We start from the raw sequence: 20,327 nt of genomic DNA, 5'->3' as shown, positions 1-20,327 counted from the left end.
TTACGTTATTCAAACTCTTTCTATCACTAACTTTCCATCAAATTTGATTTTAGTCAGGACATTCCCAAAAGAGTCGGTTTTCAAAAATTCTGTTTTTCACGCCGAATTACGGCAAAGGCGGGATTATAATGACTTTTTATATTTAGGTCAATTGAATTTAGAAAAAATTATCACTAAAAGCAAAACATTTCCACTCACTGGAAATTTAGCACCTTAAATTATAAATTAACTACGATTAAATGAATGAAAGCTTTGAAACAAAGTCACATTCATAATAAACTTTGCAAACTTATTTCTAATAACAAATTATATGACACTCAACGACATTCGCACACTCATTATTGATGACATCCAACAAACAGATCAACTGATTTTAAATCGCTTGGCTTCTGACGTCGTTTTAATCAATCAAATTGGTCATTACATCATCAGTAATGGCGGCAAACGTCTTAGGCCGTTACTGGTACTTTTGTCAGCCCGAACTTGCGGCTACCAAGGTAAAGACCACTTAACAATGGCTGCCGTTATTGAGTTCATACATACTTCAACCCTACTACATGATGATGTCGTAGACGAATCCTCTACTAGACGTGGAAACAAAACTGCCAATGAAGTTTGGGGGAATGCTGCAAGCGTCTTGGTTGGTGACTTTCTTTATTCTCGCTCTTTTGAAATGATGGTTGAACCTGGCAATCTGCGTATTATGGAGATCTTATCGGAAACGACTAATGTCATTGCGGAAGGAGAAGTTTTACAACTACTAAATTGTCATGACGCAGATACTACCGCCGAACGCTATCTAGAAGTGATTCACCGTAAAACAGCTAAGCTATTCGAAGCCGCTGCCGTATTAGGCCCTGTATTAGCAGATAAGCCAGAATACGAAGACGCCTTTACCAAATATGGCAAACACCTAGGGGCAGCGTTTCAATTAATTGACGATGCGCTGGACTATATGGCGAATGAAGAAGAGTTAGGAAAAAATATTGGCGATGACCTAGCAGAAGGCAAGCCAACACTTCCCTTGATTTATGTTTTAGAAAACGGCAAAGATGAGCAAAAAGACATTGTTCGTAGAGCAATTGAATCTGAAGGATTGAAACTACTGCCAGAAGTGACTGAAATCATTCAAAACAGCGGCGCCATTGACTTTACAGTTGAATCTGCGAAGAGTGAAGCAGAGAAAGCAAAACAGGCTATTAATATTTTGCCTGAGTCTGAGTATAAAGTCGCTTTAACCAGCCTGGCAGATTTAGCAGTTAACCGAAACCACTAAACCTACTCGCTATGTATTTGCTGCGGCAGCTTAGCATCCTTACCAAAGTGCTTATCAAGTGTCTTTTTCAACTCTAACGCTTCAATCTGAGCAATTTCTTCTGCCACTTTCTCTTCGTACTCTTGACGTTCCACTTCTTTAAATTGCTTGTACAAATCTAAGTTGCTAATCTTGGTTTTGTTCCAATCAACGCGCTTTGATATCCAGTTGGCAAAGTAACGAACGACATGGCACTCATCCACACTTGCATACAAAAGCTCCGGCTTTGGTCTATAACCATGCATTCGCTCTACCACAACTAACTGCTGTTGATAACATGGTCTAAGACGTATATACCCCTGAACATTCTCATCAAAACTGGTGGAATAATAAACTCGAACCACTTTATTGATACTAAACATGGCTTTTGCCAAAATCGTTGATTCATGTTTACCATTAATCCCAATGGTATGGATAAAAATATTCTGTGTCATTAAAGCACGTGAAAAAGATTCAACTTCATCAAAAGCAATCTCACGACGCGAGGCTAGATCAGCAGCTCTTTCTTCATCAAGCTGTTGAGATTTTTTCTCCAACTTTTTAAAGAAATACTTTAACCCTTTCGTAATTTCTTGCTTTTTCATAAACTCAGTCTCCCTCTGTAGAAATCTATCGGCAGGAAGCGAGGTTACTAAAGCAAAACAGTCCTAAAATTTTAAATAAAAAAAACCTCGATTTACGAGGCTTTTTTTATCAACAACTTACGTGAAGTTTTTTAAAAAGGTCAAAACGGTTAAACACACCTTATACCAATTCATACCTGATTTATGCAGCATATATCAGCTGATGTAAATATTTATGTTTATTTTGTACGCAAATAAAAACGAATTCTTTACATAAGAATATTGAATTCAATCTTCATCTTTTAAGATAAAGCAAATCCATTCTAAATGTTGTCACCACTTCATTTTAAAAGTAGCAGAAATATTATGATGAACATCAGACTCTGCAATCTCTCCCTGATATTTTAAATCAAACGAACTTTCTTCAGAAAATGCAGCATTCACCCCCAACCCAGCTCTTGCACGATTACGATCAAGCTTAACACCTTTCACATTAAATAGTATGTCAGACACACCGCCAAACCCCGCATAAAAACTTGCTTGATCATCTGCAAGTTCACGCACCCAAGCCAGTTCCGCAGAAGGTTTAATATGGTAACCTTTAGCTGTTATCCAGATCTTTTCTACACGAGCACCAATAGAAGATTTCAAAGAGTTTTGAGACTCTTCGCCAACTTGTAAATTGCTAGAACCCGCACCATGCTCAGTAAATCCTTCACGTTTAATGTGAGTATATTCTAGACCTGCGAATGGCGTAAGCATGGCTTTACCGCTCAATTCAAATGTATGACCACCTTCAATCGAAACATTCATCGTCTGAGAATCAAAGTCAGATTTTGCTGTCTGATTTGTAGTCCCCACATTTACTGTTCGATTAGCTTTTGTGTGGTGATAGCCCACTCCCGTCACTGCACTTATATAGTAATTGTTATCAAGTGACTTTTTCCCATACAGAGCGACTTGATAACTATTAACGTTTAAACTGGCTTCCTCTACATCAGTGTTAGTATGTGAATATCCAAAAGCGACCCCGATTGTCTGTTTATTGCTTAGACCCCAGTCAGCTCCCACACCCACTCCGCCAGTGCTATATCGAGCTCCTCTGGATTCAGAATTACTGCTAATATCGCCGAAGTTACCACTACCGCGTAGCCACCAATCCCGCTTGACTATTTGATCATCATCAAAAAGTTGCGGACCAACATCAATCATGGTTTCACCTTGATTGTAGGCCAATAGATGACGTTGATTATTCGCTGACATTGAAGTTTTCTGCCCTATGCGAGCGAAGAGCAGTCCTTTAAACTGGCCGACTGATTGAAGCGCAGCCAAATTACTGTAATTAAGCTGCACTCCACTTAGTGAGTCATAAGCCTGCCTTGCGCCCTTTTCGGTTAGCACATTTAGATTGTTATATATATCGTTTAGACTTTTATTCCCAGAGTTATAGATACTATCAAGCGCAGCACCTACTGCCACTTGGTTAGGGGTAACCGCGGTCTGAGAATACCTAGTGCTATTGCGGCGTATATTGAGATAGACATTATTGGCATCATAAGACAAAGTTGGAGTTACAAATGCAAGGCTTGAGCTAACACCACTAAAAGTCGTGCCACCTAATCCACCGGCGGCGGTAAGCACAGTGTAATTGGTACTGCCACCATAGCTTCCTGCTTTAGGTTTAACATTAATAGTTCCATTGGTCAGTGTAGCAGTTCCGCTTGCTTTGATTAAATCCGTATTGCCAGCGTCATCTATCTCTACCGCATAGACACCTCCAGCAGAAAAATCGACATTGCCGTTTACATTGAGAGTGCCAATGGAATTACCCGGAGCAACGGTGCCCCCTGCAATATACACACTTCCAACCGTTCCATTACCGCCTAAGGCACCTCCGGTGTTAACAGTCGTTGTCGAGTTGATAATCGAACCATTTACAGATAGAGTGCCTGCGTTAACAGTGGTTGTACCTGTGTAAGTATTGGCATTGCTTAGGTTTAAGCTGCCTGCCCCAAGCTTGGTTAAACTTCCCGTTCCACTGATTACATTCCCATAAGTCAAGACATCGGAACGGTTAAACGTTAACTTGCTATTATTCGCGATATCTCCGGTAATTGAGCCGATCGAGCCTCCACTACCTATTTGCAGGGTTCCCGCCATGATGGTTGTCCCGCCAGTGTAAGTATTGGCACCGGTTAAGGTAAAGGTTCCAGTGCCTGTTTTGGTCAAACCACCGGTGCCAGATGCAACACCTGCAAACGTGGTGTCGGTGGCATCTCCTGTTGTCAGCGTATTGGCACCCAGTGTGACCGTTGATGTTCCTGAGGCACTCGCCAATGAACCAATGGTCTCAGAACTGGTAATTTGTAATTGACCTGTACCATTCAACGTCAAGGCTGCAGCATCTGCAATTGAAGAGCCTCCAACCTGAAGTTTGCCGCCGGTATCGACGTTGACTGTTGTTGACGCAATAGAACCGGTTACATTTAACGTGCCTTCCGTTACAGTCGTTGTACCTGTGTAAGTATTGGCACCGGTTAAAGTAAAGGTTCCAGTACCTGTTTTAGCCAAATTACCTATATCAGATGCAAAAGCACCTCCGTCAGAGATAACTCCTGCAAACGTGGTATCGGCAGCATCTCCTGTTGTCAGAGTCTTATTACTATATATTATGACCGTTGATGTGCCTGAGGCACTCGCCAATGAACCAATGGTCTCAGAACCTGTCAGGGACAAATCACCTGTACCACTTAACGTCAAGGCTGCAGCATCTGCAATTGAAGAGCCTCCAACCTGAAGTTTGCCGCCGGTATCGACGTTGACTGTTGTTGACGCAATAGAACCGGTCACATTTAACGTGCCTTCCGTTACAGTCGTTATACCTGTGTAAGTATTGGCCTTGTTTAGGGCTAAGCCGCCTGCTCCAGTTTTGACAAAATCTCCAGTACCACTTATTACTTTATTTACATAGTAAGTTGTCAATGGTGACGTCACACCAAGCTCCAGCGTAGCATTATTGGTGATGTCGCCTGTATGATAAATAGCATTGTCAATGATTTGCAAAGTTCCCTGAGAAACAACGATACCTGTTGTCAGATTATCTCCACTTAGAGTCAGTTTCCCTGCACCAATTTTCTCAATTACGTACCCCCCCTGGACATTACCTGATTGGGTCGCTCCGCCATTTGTGACCTGAAACTGGGTTGCATTATTGGTTAGCGTGATAGCGCCGGTTTTATTTTCGCCATCGGCGTAGTCAATCACCGCAGCTGAAGCTGAATAGTTTGTGCTTAATGCCATCAACGGCGACATGACAACAATGAGTGGCTTCAATTTTGTATGAAAAATACGAGCACCCACTTCTTTTCCTGTGTTTCTATTGAAAAACATCTATCCACTTCCCAGTATCAAATAATGCACATAACCTTAAGCACTTAATACGTATTGCGCTATCCGGTTTCCGCAAAGGGATAGATTTCGGAAGTTTTTTACAGGAATTTACAATGGCTTTATGTAACGTAAACTGGAAAGCATTAATGACTTAAACAGCTATAACCAGTGATTTAACTAAATCATTTGCTTAACAGAATTCACAGAAATCAAAAGTGATGTAAAGATGCGTTAACAACTCAGGGAGAGGGTTTGTGAGGGTGTTTCGTTAAACAACTGGCGATAGTCAAGTGCAAATCGCCCTAGGTGAAAAAAACCAAACCGCATGGCAACTTCGGTCACTGTGACAGAAGATGGAGCAGAGGCACGAAGAATTGCTTGCACCCGGTTTAAACGACACAAACGCAGGTAAGCATTTGGAGGCATATCAACATAAGCATGAAAGGCATATTGCAGTGTTCTTTCAGAAACCCCTAAAAACTGACAAATATCAACGATTGTAGGCACAATATCCGCCGCAAGGGTTTCTTCTACAAAAGCCCGCGCCCTTTTACAAATAGCAAAAAAACGCTGTCGTTTTTCAGTACAGTCTGGTTGTGTAGCACCTTCTGAAAAAGCCGCTATCTGCACAATATTTTTTAACAACATACTGCGCATCTCATCTGTTTCTAAAAAGGGGCTTGCAGAACCATTTAATTCTGCCGCTTCAAGACAGCTATTCAATATTTCTTTTATGGCCCCTTTCTGCGCCGTAACCAGCCCAGCAAGCTGTTGAGGTGGTTGTTCCCATTCTGCTGGATTAATTACTCTTGCAATATTCAGAAAATCATCTTGATTCATGCTGATATAGGTGGATTGCACCCCCTCAGGCACATAAATATCAAATTCAGTATTTTCTGGCATGAAAAAGAGTGTCGCATCACTCTCTGCATTGAATTCTGAAAATCGAAACTTTTGATCTGGTGTGCAATACGAAATGGTACAAAAATTTGAAGGCATAACACCCTGTTTTTGCACAGTCGCCAACTGGGTTTCGCGAACAATATGATGATTACCAAAGTCAAGACATTCCATCTGTGTAACTTGGCTGCCTCGGCTCAACTGATAACATTCCATCTCAACCCAGGGCTGCATCAACGCTTGCTCTTCAGCGTAAAGAATTGTCTTTGAACATATTTTTTCTGATGATTTTATTGAAAATAATCCTGCTGAATTTTTATCCATACCCTACTCAATTTCTTGCCTAAACAGAACGGATACTAAATCGCCTATACTCAAAATAACTTTTTTTAGGACAAAAAAAAATACCCCACACAATTAGTGCAGGGTATTTTTATAAAATAACTTAATTTTCAAAATGATAACTTAAAATTTATTACATTTAAGCATCAGGTAAACCCTAAAACGGTACGTCATCATCACCAAAATCATTTTCTGGATACGCAGGTGCTTGCTGCATTGGCGGTGCTTGGTTTTGCATAGGCTGTTGCTGACCATAGTTAGGCTGCCCTTGATTTCCTTGAGGTGCAAAGCCCTGCCCACCTTGAGGCGCTTGCTGCCCCATTGGCGGCACCCCTGGATTCATACCCGCAGGTGCTTGACCAAAAGCAGCATCACCTTGACGATTTCCACCACCAAGCATTTGCATTTGACCGTTAAAATCAATAACTACTTCTGTTGAGTAACGATCCTGACCAGAGTTTTGATCCTGCCATTTGCGTGTTTGCAGCTTACCTTCTAAGTAAACTTGAGAGCCTTTTGTTAAGTATTGCCCAGCGATTTCAGCTAATTTGCCAAAAATCACTACGCGATGCCATTCGGTTTTTTCTTGTTTTTGACCGGAGGTTTTGTCTGTCCAGTTTTCTGATGTTGCAATACTCAGGTTAGCAATCGCATTTCCATTCGCAGCATACTTCATTTCTGGATCTCGCCCCAAGGTCCCCACCAAAATGACTTTGTTTACTCCTCTCACGCTCTACACTCCATCTTGTTCTTTTCATTCCCAAAAGGCTGATACCCAGCCTGGCAGATTTTGATTTCTAAGTTTTTAGCAACCATTTAGCTATTTATTATAACCAAGGCTATTCAGCTTGTTTGGAATTTTCAAGACAATCCGCGTTCAAGGTAATTAATCAAACCAACTTCATTGATTTTTTTACGGTCGATTTTAAAGTAGACACGGTTCTCTGCAAGAATGAACACCGCTTCATAAACACCATCGTATGAAAGAAGTTTTTCTGTCAACGCTGGGATCTCACTTTCCTTCATATCACCTTGAATAGGTACTGATGCAATACTTAATGGAAGTGGCTTTTGCATAGTCGCAGCAACAGCTGCCCACAACAGTGCGGCACCTGAAGTGAATAAGAAAACACCCTCAAAACCGTGATGCTGATACATCCAACCACCAACAAAACCACCTAGAGCAGCACCAAAGAACTGGCTACTTGAAAAGACACCACTTGCCGTTCCTTTTTTGTCCGCAGGAGAAAGCTTAACAACCAATGAAGGTAAAGAGGCTTCAAGTAAATTAAACGCTGTGAAAAACACCATCAAGATTAAGAAAATTGGCCAATAACCACCTGACAGACTTAGCAGGGCTACCTGCACCAACCCGATTGCGATGATTGAACCGACAAAAATCTGTTTCATCTTACCTTTCGACTCAGCCATGATAATAAACGGCACCATCAACACAAAAGACAACAGCATAACAGGCAAATACAATTCCCAATCATGCAAGGAATCCAGGTGAGCTGTATCACGAATCATTAAAGGCACGACAACAAACATTGCCGTTAGGATAGAATGCAGAATAAAAACGCCCATATCTAAACGTAGCAACTGGGTATTTTTCAAGACATCCTTAAACTGAGTTGTGTCCACTTCTGCTTCACGCTGGAAAGTTTGATGCTCAATTTTCGGTACCGCAAAAAGTACCAATAAAATCCCTGCCACAGCCAACAATGCTATTACCCAGAAGATACCTCGCACACCAAACAACTCACCTAAAAGTGGCCCCACGATTAGTGATACGGTAAATGAGAAGCCAATCGTCATCCCAACAATTGACATGGCTCTTAAGCGGAACTGTTCCGTTACCAAGTCTGCAACGGTTGCCATTAATACTGCTGCAACAGCCCCCATACCTTGAATCGCTCGCCCGACAATCATCATTTCTATCGAATCCGCCATGGCACAGATAATTGAACCAAACATAAAAATGAGCATACCCGCAATAATCAAAGGCTTACGCCCAAACTTATCGGACAACATGCCGTAAGGAATCTGCAAAAATGCTTGCGTCAAACCATATATCCCCATTGCTATCCCGATTTGCGTACCGGTAACATCTTTAAATTCTTGTTGCGCAAAAATAGCAAATACCGGAAAGATCATAAACAAACCAAGCATTCGGGTCGCAAAAATACCGGACACTGAAAGGGCAGCGCGTTTCTCTAAGGGTTGCATTGTCTGATTCTCTGAGGTCATGTCTATTCCTAAATCTTGTTTGATTGAAGTCCATTTTCTGAAATCACGTGTAACCGCCGTAGCTCTGGCGAATACCGCGTCGAATTATAGCAAAGCATAAGGTTTAAAGGATTGAAGAACCCTGCTTTTTGCTATAATGATCGTTTCGATTAATTCATTTCGAGTCCCCCTATGCTAGAAGAAATTATTGTCCGTGGTGCCAGAACCCACAACTTAAAAAATATCGACGTTAAACTTCCTCGCGATAAACTAATTGTTATTACTGGCTTATCAGGGTCCGGAAAATCTTCTCTAGCATTTGACACGATTTATGCTGAAGGTCAACGTCGCTACGTTGAGTCACTGTCAGCTTATGCTCGCCAATTCTTGTCGATAATGAACAAGCCTGACATAGATCACATTGAAGGTCTGTCGCCTGCTATTTCTATTGAGCAAAAATCCACCTCTCACAACCCACGCTCAACCGTAGGAACCGTGACAGAGGTTTATGATTATTTGAGATTATTGTTTGCACGCGCCGGAACACCGCGCTGCCCGACTCACGGCTGTGACTTAGAAGCACAAACCGTTAGCCAAATGGTCGATCACACGCTCGAACTATCTGAAGGCACCAAATGCCTGCTTATTGCGCCGGTTGTACGAGGTAAAAAAGGGACTCACATAAACTTACTCAATGAGTTGCAAGCTCAAGGCTATGTTCGTGCCCGAATTAACGGCAAACTCATGGAACTGGACGGATCAATCGAGCTGGATAAAAACATCAAGCACAACATTGAAGTGGTTGTTGACCGCTTCAAAATCCGCGACGATATTAAACAGCGCTTAGCTGAATCTTTTGAAACTGCTCTTCATTTAGCTGACGGTATTGCACAAGTTGTCCCCATGGATGATAGCGACGACTTTCAACTGTTATTCTCCGAAAGATTTTCCTGTCCACATTGTGGCTACTCTGTACCGGAGCTGGAACCAAGAATTTTTTCATTTAACAATCCACATGGCGCTTGCCCAACCTGTGATGGCTTAGGCATAAAAGAAAATTTTGATGCCAGTAAAGTGATTATCCACCCTGAACTTAGTCTGGCTGGTGGTGCAATTCGTGGGTGGGATCGACGCCATAAATACTACTATGACATTCTTAAAGCTGTGGCAGACCATTATCAATTTGATATCGAAACGCCTTGGAATGAGCTAACAGAAAAGCATCAACACATCATCCTATTCGGCTCAGGTAAAGAGAAACTTCCTCTTCCTCATGGGCGTTACTCAGATACTCGCCGCTTTGAAGGTGTTATTCCCAATATGGAGCGCCGCTTTGCAGAAACCGAAAGCAAAAGTGTAAGAGATGAACTGGACAAGTACCGTATTTCACAACCCTGTGGTAGCTGTCACGGTACTCGTTTAAACGAGGCCGCTCGTAATGTATTTGTTTTAGATCACACCTTGCCAAGCTTGACTGAACTACCCGTTGGACAATTGCACGACTTCTTTTCCAATCTTATTTTAGAAGGTACAAAAGGTCAGATTGCACAAAAGATTATTAAAGAAGTGCATGAACGCTTATCTTTCCTAGTGAATGTGGGTCTCAATTACTTAACACTTGGCAGAAGTGCTGACACCCTATCCGGTGGAGAAGCTCAACGCATCCGACTCGCCTCACAAATCGGTGCAGGCCTGGTTGGTGTAATGTATGTATTAGATGAACCTTCAATTGGATTACATCAACGCGATAACGACCGCCTGCTCAATACACTGACACACCTAAGAGATTTAGGAAACACAGTTATTGTAGTAGAGCACGATGAAGATGCTATCCGAGCGGCAGATTATGTTCTTGATATAGGTCCTGGCGCCGGCATACATGGTGGGCGAATCATGGCAGAAGGCACACCAGAAGAAGTTATGGCATCTCCCGCTTCTTTAACAGGACAATATTTGTCCGGCACAAGAAAAATAGAAGTTCCCGAAACCAGACTGCCTTACACCAATAAAACCTTAGTCATTGAAGGCGCTTCTGGCAACAATTTGAAAGATGTAACACTTGAAATTCCTGCTGGGCTTTTGACTTGTATTACAGGTGTTTCCGGTTCTGGTAAGTCAACATTGATTAACGAAACCCTTTACAAGATCACCGCAACTAAACTCAACAATGCACAACTAGAAGCTGCGCCTTACAAGAAAGTAAGTGGGCTTGAGCACTTTGACAAGGTGGTAAACATTGACCAAAGCCCTATTGGCCGAACGCCTCGTTCAAATCCTGCAACTTATACAGGCCTATTCACTCCAATACGCGAACTATTAGCTGCCACACCAGAATCTAGAGCCAGAGGCTATACGCCTGGACGCTTTAGCTTCAATGTTAAAGGCGGACGCTGTGAAGCATGCCAAGGGGATGGTGTACTAAAAGTTGAGATGCACTTCTTACCTGATGTTTATGTCGCTTGTGATACTTGTAATGGAGCTCGTTACAACCGTGAAACACTACAAGTTGAGTACAAAGGTAAAAATATCCACAAAATTCTTGAAATGACTGTCGAGGATGCCAGAGCGTTTTTTGATGCCATCCCTGTCATCGCAAGAAAACTGCAAATGCTAATGGAAGTAGGCTTGGGATACATCAAGCTAGGTCAAAGTGCGACTACCCTTTCCGGCGGTGAAGCACAACGTGTTAAGTTGGCAAAAGAGCTTTCTAAACGTGACACAGGAAACACACTTTATATCCTGGATGAACCGACAACTGGTTTACATTTTCATGATATCGAACTACTGTTAAAAGTGATTCGTAACCTTCGTGACCACGGAAATACAATCGTGATTATTGAGCACAATTTAGATGTAATAAAAACTGCCGACTGGATTGTTGATCTTGGCCCAGAAGGCGGTTCAGGTGGTGGTGAAATCATTGCTGTCGGCACTCCAGAAGAAATAGCAGATATCAAACGTTCACATACGGGGTATTATTTAAAACCTTTACTGAACTGAGCTTAGACATGAAAAAAGTTTGGCTTGCCTTAATCTCCACCCTTTTACTAGGCAGTGCAAATCCGAACAGCTGGCAAAAGCCAGCTTATATTGAAAAAGCTTTTATTGAAATTGCTCTAAAAAATGAATACCAAGCTTCAGACATGAAGATCAGCAAGTGGACGAAGCCAATTCATTACCAAATAACTTTCTTGCACCTCAAGCCCTACGAACCCGTTATTCAGATGATTGACGCCCATTTGAAACAGTTACAACACATCACTCACCACCCTATTTCTAGTGCACAAGAAGCTTCATTAACCAATTTGAAAATACTGATTACCAAAGACAAGTATTACCAGGCTGTCATTGATAAATATACTGGCAACAAGCAGCCGAACCTTTCAACCGAAAGTAACTGCATGGCAACAATTCACAAAAACAAAAGACATGAGATTGATCGTGCAACAGTTGTCATCCCCATAGACTACGCCATGACAAAAGGTTTATTGCCTGCTTGCGTGGTAGAAGAACTCACACAGATAATGGGGCTACCCAACGACTCAAACTGGGTTTACCCCTCTGTCGCTAATGATGTCAGTAAGGTTGAGCTTTTATCAGGGCTAGACTATATATTCTTAAAGCTTCTATATGCCAATGAGATAAAACCGGGCATGAACCTAACAGCAACGCGAAATATCGTTCAAAAGCTCATCAAAAAGTACCAGGCTGGGGGGGTAATAAAACGAGCAACCAGTAAAGTTCGCCAAGAAGGCATCTATCCCTTACTTTATTAATCTAATACTGAAAGATCCTGGATAACCTTGCCTGCAATCATCAAACCAAAAATACCAGGCATATAACTTGCCGTACCATTCACAACACGCCCTCTAGCCCCTTCTATTTCTTCCATAGGCCCTGGTGCTTTTGGTAGTTCAGTAGAAAAGACAACCGTCAATCCTTTCTTATAACCTTGCTTTTTAAGGCGCTGCCTGACTTGCCTAGCTAGACCACAGGTATGCGTTTTATTCAAATCTGTCATCATGATTTTGGTGGGATCAACTCGACGTCCTGCTCCCATACTCGCAATTACTTTATAGCCTTTGCTGATTGCCGTTGAAACTAAATTAACTTTGCAATTAAGGCTATCAATCGCATCCACTACATAGTCAAAAGGTTGAGAGAGTAAGTCATCCATATCTTCAGGCTTCAAAAAGCTTTGAATGACTTCAACACGACATTCCGGGTTGATATCCTGAATGCGCTGTTGCATAACAACCGCCTTGTTTTGTCCTATCGTAGAATTAAGGGCAATGATTTGACGGTTCATATTCGAAGCTGAAACATTATCATGATCAACAATTGTAAGCTTACCAACACCTGCTCTCGCCAGTGCTTCAATAACAAAACCACCGACACCGCCCACACCAGCAACAAGCACATGCGAATCAATTAATGATGCAACACCTTCTTCGCCAAATACTAGTAAACTCCGCTCAAATAATGGATTATTCATCATTTTATTCACACCTAATAATTGATTTTGCTGAAGCATAGGTCATATCAACCACTTCAGCAACATCGAGTTGCTTTATTGTTGCTATTCGCTTGGCAATTACCATTAACCTATCATAATGAGATAAATTCTGGCCATGCTTTCCATAGGGTGCATCCGTTTCTAAGACTAATGATTCAATAGGTGACTGCCGAACTAAACGTTCGTATTTAGTCGACTGCTTATTCAAAAGCTGCGTTCCAATTCCAAGCTTACAACCCAAACCTATAAACGGCTTTGCCTGCTCATAAGAACCTGAAAAACCATGCATAATTGCCCTAGAGACATTATGAGAACCAAGAACACTTCTCACTTCATCAAATGCCTTACGACAATGTATAGAAATACCAAGGCCGCACCTCAATGCAACTTCAACTTGATATTCAAAGACATGAATTTGTATTTCCTTACTATGGATATATTTAGAATCAAAATCCAAGCCTATTTCACCAATCATACTAAGGCTGTTCGTTAAGGCAATTGTACTTTTAAGACTACCCAAATGATTCTCTACAGAACTTTCATTTATAAACCAGGGGTGAATACCTATAGCAGGCAAAATGTTTGGAAATAAACGGCCGAGTTCTAGAGTTTTATCCCAATCATCAATTGATTTAGAAACAGAGAGAAGGGAAAGATTAGACAGTTGTTCGGTAATGACACTTAGTTCATTAGAATCAATATCTACGAGATGACAGTGTGAATCAAATATATTAGACATATAAAAAAGCCAGCTTTCGCTGGCTTCTTACTTAAGCTTCTTCAGCTGACTCCGCTTGTGGGCGATCAACTAATTCAACATAAGCCATTGGCGCATTGTCACCATCGCGATACCCACATTTTAAAATGCGAATATAACCACCAGGGCGAGACTCATAACGAGGTCCCAAGTCAGTAAACAATTTACCTACTGCTGCTTTATCACGTAGACGAGAAAAAGCAACTCTTCTGTTATGCACGCTATCTTGCTTAGCCAGAGTAATCAATGGCTCAGCAATCGTACGCAATTCTTTTGCTTTCGCAACTGTCGTTTTGATCACTTCATGTTCAAACAAAGACGCAGACATGTTTCTAAACATTGCCTTACGGTGTGAACTGTTGCGATTTAATTTACGACCACTTTTACGATGACGCATGAGTGTTTCCTTTAAATTATGCTGACTCTTTGCTGACCAAGCTTGAAGGCGGCCAGTTTTCGAGTTTTGTTCCTAAACCAAGACCTCTTTGAGCAAGTACGTCTTTAATTTCCTGCAAAGATTTTTTACCTAAGTTAGGTGTTTTTAATAAGCTTGACTCAGCTCTTTGCACAAGATCACCGATATAGTAAATCTGTCCAGCCTTCAAACAGTTTGCCGAACGAACGGTCAATTCTAAATCATCCACTGGTTGTAGATAAATTGGATCAAACTCGTTCTCTTCTTCTTCTTGTACAACAATCTCTTTATGCTTAAGATCAACAAAAGCAATTAGCTGGTAGTGAAGCACTGTCGCAGCTTGCTTAATTGCATCTTCAGGATCAAGAGTTCCATCAGTTACAACATCAAGAATTAATTTGTCTAAGTCTGTTCTTTGTTCAACACGAGCATTTTGTACTTCATAACTCACTGTTTGAACAGGACTAAAACTCGCGTCAAGCTTCAATGCACCAATTGATGATGAATCATCAGATTGTACAGCTGCACGATAACCAATTCCCTTCTCGACTTTTAAAGTCATTGACAGCTCAGCACCTTCGCTAAGATGAGCAATAACTAAATCTGGGTTCATAACTTCAGTATCATGATTTAGCTGAATATCGCCAGCAGTTACTACAGCTGGACCTTTCTTGCTTAGAGTTAATTCAGCTTCAGAGCTTTCATTTAATTTAATAGAAACCTCTTTTAAATTAAGAAGAATCTCCAAAACATCCTCACGAACGCCTTCAACTGAAGAGTACTCATGTAGCACTCCATCAATTTGAGCTTCAACAATCGCAGCTCCAGGCATTGATGATAAAAGGATTCTTCTTAGAGCATTTCCAAGCGTATGTCCAAAACCACGTTCTAATGGTTCTAAAGTGACACGGCTATGAAAACCATTTACTTTTTTGATATCTACTAAACGTGGAGTCAGTAGCTGCTCTAGCATTTCTTGCATGAGAAGTTATCTCCGTTTCAAAGGGTTACTTAGAGTAAAGCTCTACAATCAAGTTTTCAGAAATATCTGAAGATAAGTCTGTACGATCAGGTACAGATTTGTAAACACCTTCAAATTTAGATGCATCAACTTCTACCCAACCTACATTACCTGCTTGAGCACTTAGTTCAAGTGCAGCAGAAATTCTAGATTGGCTACGAGATTTCTCTCTTATGCTGACAACATCACCAACTGATACTTCATATGAAGGAATGTTTACAGCTTGTCCGTTTACTTGGATTGCTTTATGCGAAACTAATTGACGAGCTTCTGCTCTTGTAGATGCAAACCCCATTCTGTACACAACATTATCCAATCTTGCTTCTAGAATTTGTAAAAGGTTAACACCTGTAGATCCTTTACGGCGGTCCGCTTCTTTATAATAAAGACGGAATTTCTTTTCTAGAACACCATAAATTCTACGAACTTTCTGTTTTTCTCTTAACTGTGTGCCGTATTCAGTAACACGCTTGCGACCCGCACCGTGCTGACCTGGAAGCTGATCAATTTTACATTTTGATTCGATGCTACGAACACCACTTTTCAAAAAAAGATCAGTACCTTCACGACGAGACAGTTTGCATTTTGGACCAATATATCTAGCCATCTATCTACTACCTCTAAAATTAAACACGACGTTTCTTAGGTGGACGACAACCGTTGTGAGGAATTGGCGTTACATCAGCGATTGATGTAATTTTAAAACCAACACTGTTTAATCCTCTTACAGCAGAGTCACGTCCAGGACCTGGTCCCTTAACCATAACGTCCATATTCTTAACACCATACTCAGTCGCTAGTTGACCAGCTTTTTCAGCTGCAACTTGCGCTGCGAAAGGAGTGCTTTTGCGCGAACCACGGAAGCCACTACCACCAGAAGTTGCCCAACAAAGAGCATTTCCTTGACGGTCAGTAATCGTCACAATGGTGTTATTAAAAGTAGCGTGTACATGAGCAACTGCATCAGTTACTACCTGTTTGGCTTTCTTTTTAACACGAGTTTTTGCTTTTGCCATATCTATTCTCTAAATTATGCTTAACGCTTAATAGGCTTCTTAGGACCTTTACGAGTACGAGCATTTGTCTTAGTACGTTGTCCTCTTAATGGAAGACTACGACGATGACGAATACCACGGTAACAACCCATGTCCATTAGACGTTTAATGTTCATAGAAACATCACGTCTTAAGTCACCTTCAATTTTAAAATTCGTTACTTCTGCACGCAGAGCTTCTAACTGAGCTTCAGTTAGGTCTCGAACTTTAGTAGTTGGATCCAACTTTACAGCATCGCAAATTTTTTGAGCTGTAGTTTGACCAACACCGTAGATCGATCTTAATCCAATAACAATGTGCTTGTTCTGTGGAATATTTACGCCGGCAATACGAGCCATTTTGCGCTCCTTAACTATCCATCTACCGAAAAACGAGCAATTATACTCATTTTCACCTTAAATTACTAGCAGCAATTCAAAGATAAATGCAAGCATTTATTTTGAATTACCGTCCTTTTAAATTTGCTTTCTTCATCATGCTTTCATATTGACCAGATTGCATATGGGCTTGGACATTTGTCATGAAGTCCATTACAACTACAACAATAATCAGCAAGGAAGTTCCACCAAAATAGAATGGAACATTCCAATACAAAATCAAGAACTCTGGCAACAAACAAACCAAAGTAATGTAAATTGCTCCAGCCAAGGTCAAACGCCCCATGACAGAATCAATTCTTTCTTGTGTTTGCTTACCTGGTCGAATACCAGGCATATAAGCACCAGATTTTCTTAAATTCTCAGCAATCTCTTTTGGATCAAACACAATCGCAGTGTAAAAGAAACAAAAGAAAATAATTGCAGCAGCATATGCCAAAATGTATAAAGGCTGACCTGGCGACATAGTCGTCGCAATATCTTTAAGCCATCCCATATTTTCTGCAGAACCAAACCATCCACCAAGCGTTGCTGGGAACAGAATAATACTTGATGCAAAAATTGGAGGAATAACACCAGCCATATTCAACTTTAATGGCAGATGTCCTTCTTGACCACCATAAAGCTTTCTTCCTCGCATTTGCTGAGCATAATGAATCGGCAATCTTCTTTGACCGCGCTCAACAAAAACAACAAATGCAATGACAAGAAATACTAAAATCAATAGAACAAATGCTGTAATAGCATGCATCGCTCCAGTATTTACCTGTTCAAAAGTTCCACCTAGGGCCTTTGGCAGTCCCGCAACAATACCTGCAAAAATAATCAGCGAAATACCGTTACCAATTCCTCTCTCTGTGATTTGCTCTCCAAGCCACATCAAAAAGATGGTTCCACTTACCAATGTCGTTACTGCAATAACCTTAAACCAAACACCTGGTTCAACGACTACAGCCATTCCATTGATATTCTGTGATTCTAATGCGATAGCCACACCTAGTGCCTGAAAGGTTGCAAGAATAACCGTTCCATAACGCGTGTACTGCGTTATTTTGCGACGACCTGCTTCACCACCTTCTTTTTTCAATTGCTCTAAAGATGGAGACACTACTGTTAACAACTGCATAATAATCGATGCAGAAATATAAGGCATGATACCTAAAGCTAGAATTGATAAACGCTGAAGGGCACCACCAGAAAACATGTTAAACATGTCAAGGATTGTGCCCTTTTGTTGTTCGAACATTGCAGCTAATGCAACAGGATCAATCAATGGAACAGGAATATGTGTTCCCAATCTGTAAACAATCAACGCGCCTAACACGAAAAATATTTTTCGACTAAGCTCATTGGCTCCAGAATTGTCAATTGATCTCGTTTTCATAATTAAGCTTCTACTGTTCCACCAGCCGCTTCAATAGCAGCTTTTGCTCCAGCCGTCGTTCTAATACCTGATAACTTCACAGCTTTTGTGATTTCACCAGTTTTAACAACTTTAACTGATTTAATATTTTCGCCAACCAAGTCAGCAGCCTTAATTGCAGCCAAATCGATTACTTCAGCATTAACTTTAACCAAATCATCTAAGCGTAACTCTGCAACAAAGCGGGCTTTTCTTGATGTAAACCCGATTTTTGGTAAGCGACGCTGTAAAGGCATCTGACCACCTTCAAAACCGATTTTTGGCATACCACCTGAACGTGACTTTTGACCTTTATGACCACGGCCAGCCATTTTTCCGTTTCCAGAACCTTGACCACGACCTTTACGCTTAGCATCTGCTTTTGCGCCTTCTGCAGGCTTTAAAGTATTCAAATACATTTTAAGCTCCCTCTACTTTTAGCAGATAGGAAACTTTATTGATCATGCCACGATTTTCTGGCGTATCAATAACTGTTACCGTCTGGTGCATTTTTCTAAGACCTAAACCAGCTACACAAGCTCTGTGAGCAGGTAAACGTCCGATAGTACTTTTGACCAAAGTAACATTCAACGTTTTCTTATCTGACATTTTACTCACCTAAAATTTCTTCAACTGTTTTACCACGCTTAGCGGCAATCATTTCAGGACTACTCATACTGGTCAACGCGTTAACCGTAGAACGAACAACGTTAACAGGACGTGTTGTTCCAACACATTTTGCCAATACGTCTTTTACGCCCGCCGCTTCAAGTACCGCACGCATTGCACCACCAGCGATGATTCCCGTACCGTCTGAAGCTGGTAATAAAACAATGTTCGCAGCGCCTTGTTTAAAGTTGATAGGGTACTGAAGAGTTGCTCCATTCAAATGAACATCTCTCATGTTACGACGCGCCTTTTCCATTGCCTTTTTAATAGCAACAGGAACTTCGTTCGCCTTACCACTTCCATAACCAACACGACCTTCACCATCACCTACTACAGTAAGCGCAGAAAAACCGAATACTCGTCCACCTTTTACCACTTTAGCGACACGGCGAACAGATACCAACTTTTCAATAAGACCGTCTTGACCTTCTTGCATTTCTCTTGAAGACATCGTTATCCCTTCTCTTAAAATTGAAGACCGTTTTCACGGGCTGAATCTGCTAGTTCCTGAATACGACCATGGTACTTGAAACCGGATCTATCAAATGCAACAGATTCAACACCTGCCGCTTTTGCTTTTTCAGCAATAGATTTACCAACAAGCTTGGCAGCATCTTTGTTACCACCAAAACTGATTGCTTTCTTTATATCCGCTTGTACCGTTGAGCTTGCAGCGATAACAGTAGAACCATCCGCTGAAATAATTTGAGCATAAATATGCTTAGGTGTACGGTGTACACACAAACGAGCCACTTTTTGTGCAGCAACTCTTGCTCTAATTTTTTTCGCTCTACGTAGTCGGGTAGTTTTCTTATCCATATAATTTCCCAACCTTTACTTCTTCTTAGCTTCTTTACGAAGGATCCATTCATCAGAGTACTTAACACCTTTCCCTTTATAAGGTTCAGGTGGACGATACCCTCTAATTTCTGCTGCTACCTGACCAACAACTTGTTTGTCAGCACCTTTAACAACAATCTCAGTTTGAGTAGGCGTTTCAACAGTAATCCCTTCAGGCAATTCATGATTGACTGGATGAGAAAAACCAAGAGTAAGGTTTAATACTTTACCTTGTGCCTGCGCACGATAACCAACACCAACCAAGGTCAGACGTTTTTCGAAACCTTCTGTTACACCAACAACCATATTACTGATGATAGATCTTGCAGTACCAGCTTGTGCCCAACCGTCTTTAGCTTCTGTTTTTGGAGAAACATTTACAACGCTATCGTTTACATCAACAACAACAGCATCATTAAAAACTTTGATTAACGCACCTTTTGATCCCTTAACAGCAACTTCAGTACCATTAACTTTGATCTCTACACCTGCAGGTACAGCAATAGGAGACTTAGCTATTCTTGACATTGCAATCT

The 20,327-nt window shown here is 41.2% G+C and carries 21 protein-coding genes; 3 read left to right on the top strand and 18 right to left on the bottom strand.

From position 1 onward, the window contains the following. Window positions 1-310: 310 nt before the first annotated feature. On the top strand, window positions 311-1,276 hold the full coding sequence (ispB, locus tag N745_RS0101440; RefSeq protein ID WP_024850364.1) for an octaprenyl diphosphate synthase: 966 nt from the start codon (window positions 311-313) through the stop codon (window positions 1,274-1,276). A 2-nt stretch (window positions 1,277-1,278) separates the two neighbouring features. On the opposite strand, the gene N745_RS0101435 is transcribed toward ispB, so the two are convergent. From N745_RS0101435 to N745_RS0101415, 5 genes are all read right to left on the bottom strand, one after another. Continuing rightward, window positions 1,279-1,899 carry a hypothetical protein gene (locus N745_RS0101435; RefSeq protein ID WP_024850363.1) on the bottom strand — a complete coding sequence of 207 codons (621 nt, stop codon included), beginning with the start codon at window positions 1,897-1,899 and terminating at the stop codon, window positions 1,279-1,281. Between the two features lie 312 nt (window positions 1,900-2,211). Next, complete coding sequence (locus N745_RS0101430; protein WP_024850362.1) at window positions 2,212-5,268, bottom strand: autotransporter family protein; 3,057 nt, start codon at window positions 5,266-5,268, stop codon at window positions 2,212-2,214. A gap of 231 nt (window positions 5,269-5,499) precedes the next feature. Continuing rightward, window positions 5,500-6,492: a helix-turn-helix domain-containing protein gene (locus tag N745_RS12155; protein ID WP_024850361.1), complete on the bottom strand. Its 993-nt coding sequence runs from the start codon at window positions 6,490-6,492 to the stop codon at window positions 5,500-5,502. 175 nt (window positions 6,493-6,667) lie between these two features. Then, window positions 6,668-7,240 (bottom strand): single-stranded DNA-binding protein, encoded by a 573-nt coding sequence (ssb, locus tag N745_RS0101420; RefSeq protein ID WP_024850360.1) that lies wholly within the window; start codon window positions 7,238-7,240, stop codon window positions 6,668-6,670. 131 nt (window positions 7,241-7,371) lie between these two features. Next, complete coding sequence (locus N745_RS0101415; protein ID WP_024850359.1) at window positions 7,372-8,760, bottom strand: MFS transporter; 1,389 nt, start codon at window positions 8,758-8,760, stop codon at window positions 7,372-7,374. Window positions 8,761-8,931: 171 nt separating this feature from the next. On the opposite strand from N745_RS0101415, the gene uvrA reads away from it, so the two are divergent. Both uvrA and N745_RS0101405 read left to right on the top strand, forming a co-directional pair. Beyond that, window positions 8,932-11,739 carry an excinuclease ABC subunit UvrA gene (uvrA, locus tag N745_RS0101410; RefSeq protein ID WP_024850358.1) on the top strand — a complete coding sequence of 936 codons (2,808 nt, stop codon included), beginning with the start codon at window positions 8,932-8,934 and terminating at the stop codon, window positions 11,737-11,739. 8 nt (window positions 11,740-11,747) lie between these two features. Beyond that, entirely contained in the window at window positions 11,748-12,515 is a 768-nt protein-coding gene (locus N745_RS0101405; protein ID WP_024850357.1) for a DUF2927 domain-containing protein, read from the top strand. On the opposite strand, the gene N745_RS0101400 is transcribed toward N745_RS0101405, so the two are convergent. From N745_RS0101400 to rplF, 13 genes are all read right to left on the bottom strand, one after another. After that, on the bottom strand, window positions 12,512-13,237 hold the full coding sequence (locus tag N745_RS0101400; protein ID WP_024850356.1) for a tRNA threonylcarbamoyladenosine dehydratase: 726 nt from the start codon (window positions 13,235-13,237) through the stop codon (window positions 12,512-12,514). The genes N745_RS0101405 and N745_RS0101400 overlap by 4 nt on opposite strands. 1 nt (window position 13,238) lies before the next feature. After that, on the bottom strand, window positions 13,239-13,994 hold the full coding sequence (locus tag N745_RS0101395; RefSeq protein ID WP_024850355.1) for a TatD family hydrolase: 756 nt from the start codon (window positions 13,992-13,994) through the stop codon (window positions 13,239-13,241). Between the two features lie 31 nt (window positions 13,995-14,025). Then, window positions 14,026-14,409: a 50S ribosomal protein L17 gene (gene rplQ / locus N745_RS0101390; protein ID WP_024850354.1), complete on the bottom strand. Its 384-nt coding sequence runs from the start codon at window positions 14,407-14,409 to the stop codon at window positions 14,026-14,028. Between the two features lie 16 nt (window positions 14,410-14,425). Then, on the bottom strand, window positions 14,426-15,409 hold the full coding sequence (locus N745_RS0101385) for a DNA-directed RNA polymerase subunit alpha (RefSeq protein ID WP_024850353.1): 984 nt from the start codon (window positions 15,407-15,409) through the stop codon (window positions 14,426-14,428). Between the two features lie 25 nt (window positions 15,410-15,434). Further along, window positions 15,435-16,055 (bottom strand): 30S ribosomal protein S4, encoded by a 621-nt coding sequence (gene rpsD / locus N745_RS0101380; protein ID WP_024850352.1) that lies wholly within the window; start codon window positions 16,053-16,055, stop codon window positions 15,435-15,437. A gap of 19 nt (window positions 16,056-16,074) precedes the next feature. Continuing rightward, window positions 16,075-16,464 carry a 30S ribosomal protein S11 gene (gene rpsK / locus N745_RS0101375; RefSeq protein WP_024850351.1) on the bottom strand — a complete coding sequence of 130 codons (390 nt, stop codon included), beginning with the start codon at window positions 16,462-16,464 and terminating at the stop codon, window positions 16,075-16,077. Window positions 16,465-16,484: 20 nt separating this feature from the next. Continuing rightward, the gene (gene rpsM, locus N745_RS0101370; RefSeq protein WP_024850350.1) at window positions 16,485-16,841 is read right to left on the bottom strand and encodes a 30S ribosomal protein S13; all 357 of its coding nucleotides are present in this window, start codon (window positions 16,839-16,841) and stop codon (window positions 16,485-16,487) included. 106 nt (window positions 16,842-16,947) lie between these two features. Continuing rightward, on the bottom strand, window positions 16,948-18,264 hold the full coding sequence (gene secY / locus N745_RS0101365) for a preprotein translocase subunit SecY (protein ID WP_024850349.1): 1,317 nt from the start codon (window positions 18,262-18,264) through the stop codon (window positions 16,948-16,950). A gap of 2 nt (window positions 18,265-18,266) precedes the next feature. Continuing rightward, complete coding sequence (gene rplO, locus N745_RS0101360) at window positions 18,267-18,701, bottom strand: 50S ribosomal protein L15 (protein WP_024850348.1); 435 nt, start codon at window positions 18,699-18,701, stop codon at window positions 18,267-18,269. 1 nt (window position 18,702) lies between these two features. Next, the gene (gene rpmD / locus N745_RS0101355) at window positions 18,703-18,891 is read right to left on the bottom strand and encodes a 50S ribosomal protein L30 (RefSeq protein WP_024850347.1); all 189 of its coding nucleotides are present in this window, start codon (window positions 18,889-18,891) and stop codon (window positions 18,703-18,705) included. A gap of 1 nt (window position 18,892) precedes the next feature. Next, window positions 18,893-19,402 carry a 30S ribosomal protein S5 gene (gene rpsE / locus N745_RS0101350; RefSeq protein ID WP_024850346.1) on the bottom strand — a complete coding sequence of 170 codons (510 nt, stop codon included), beginning with the start codon at window positions 19,400-19,402 and terminating at the stop codon, window positions 18,893-18,895. Between the two features lie 14 nt (window positions 19,403-19,416). Then, window positions 19,417-19,770, bottom strand: a complete 354-nt coding sequence (gene rplR / locus N745_RS0101345) for a 50S ribosomal protein L18 (protein ID WP_024850345.1) — start codon at window positions 19,768-19,770, stop codon at window positions 19,417-19,419. Between the two features lie 15 nt (window positions 19,771-19,785). Beyond that, a complete protein-coding gene (gene rplF, locus N745_RS0101340; protein WP_024850344.1) occupies window positions 19,786-20,319 on the bottom strand; it encodes a 50S ribosomal protein L6 in 534 nt (177 codons plus the stop codon). Window positions 20,320-20,327 lie beyond the last annotated feature (8 nt).

It is taken from the genome of Hydrogenovibrio kuenenii DSM 12350, from assembly GCF_000526715.1.
GTDB classification, from domain to species: Bacteria; Pseudomonadota; Gammaproteobacteria; order Thiomicrospirales; family Thiomicrospiraceae; genus Hydrogenovibrio; species Hydrogenovibrio kuenenii.
Note: the sequence above shows the minus strand (reverse complement) of the source record. Positions and strands in the feature narration are given on the sequence as shown.

Coding starts and splice junctions, on each gene's coding strand:
- rpsM (WP_024850350.1), bottom strand. CDS start 16,841: ATGGCTCGTATTGCCGGCGTAAATATTCCACAGAACAAGCACATTGTT.
- ispB (WP_024850364.1), top strand. CDS start 311: ATGACACTCAACGACATTCGCACACTCATTATTGATGACATCCAACAA.
- rplQ (WP_024850354.1), bottom strand. CDS start 14,409: ATGCGTCATCGTAAAAGTGGTCGTAAATTAAATCGCAACAGTTCACAC.
- N745_RS0101405 (WP_024850357.1), top strand. CDS start 11,748: ATGAAAAAAGTTTGGCTTGCCTTAATCTCCACCCTTTTACTAGGCAGT.
- rplO (WP_024850348.1), bottom strand. CDS start 18,701: ATGTATTTGAATACTTTAAAGCCTGCAGAAGGCGCAAAAGCAGATGCT.
- N745_RS0101430 (WP_024850362.1), bottom strand. CDS start 5,268: ATGTTTTTCAATAGAAACACAGGAAAAGAAGTGGGTGCTCGTATTTTT.
- rplR (WP_024850345.1), bottom strand. CDS start 19,770: ATGGATAAGAAAACTACCCGACTACGTAGAGCGAAAAAAATTAGAGCA.
- rpsK (WP_024850351.1), bottom strand. CDS start 16,464: ATGGCAAAAGCAAAAACTCGTGTTAAAAAGAAAGCCAAACAGGTAGTA.
- N745_RS0101385 (WP_024850353.1), bottom strand. CDS start 15,409: ATGCAAGAAATGCTAGAGCAGCTACTGACTCCACGTTTAGTAGATATC.
- rplF (WP_024850344.1), bottom strand. CDS start 20,319: ATGTCAAGAATAGCTAAGTCTCCTATTGCTGTACCTGCAGGTGTAGAG.
- rpmD (WP_024850347.1), bottom strand. CDS start 18,891: ATGTCAGATAAGAAAACGTTGAATGTTACTTTGGTCAAAAGTACTATC.
- rpsE (WP_024850346.1), bottom strand. CDS start 19,402: ATGTCTTCAAGAGAAATGCAAGAAGGTCAAGACGGTCTTATTGAAAAG.
- N745_RS0101435 (WP_024850363.1), bottom strand. CDS start 1,899: ATGAAAAAGCAAGAAATTACGAAAGGGTTAAAGTATTTCTTTAAAAAG.
- rpsD (WP_024850352.1), bottom strand. CDS start 16,055: ATGGCTAGATATATTGGTCCAAAATGCAAACTGTCTCGTCGTGAAGGT.
- N745_RS0101395 (WP_024850355.1), bottom strand. CDS start 13,994: ATGTCTAATATATTTGATTCACACTGTCATCTCGTAGATATTGATTCT.
- N745_RS12155 (WP_024850361.1), bottom strand. CDS start 6,492: ATGGATAAAAATTCAGCAGGATTATTTTCAATAAAATCATCAGAAAAA.
- uvrA (WP_024850358.1), top strand. CDS start 8,932: ATGCTAGAAGAAATTATTGTCCGTGGTGCCAGAACCCACAACTTAAAA.
- N745_RS0101415 (WP_024850359.1), bottom strand. CDS start 8,760: ATGACCTCAGAGAATCAGACAATGCAACCCTTAGAGAAACGCGCTGCC.
- N745_RS0101400 (WP_024850356.1), bottom strand. CDS start 13,237: ATGATGAATAATCCATTATTTGAGCGGAGTTTACTAGTATTTGGCGAA.
- secY (WP_024850349.1), bottom strand. CDS start 18,264: ATGAAAACGAGATCAATTGACAATTCTGGAGCCAATGAGCTTAGTCGA.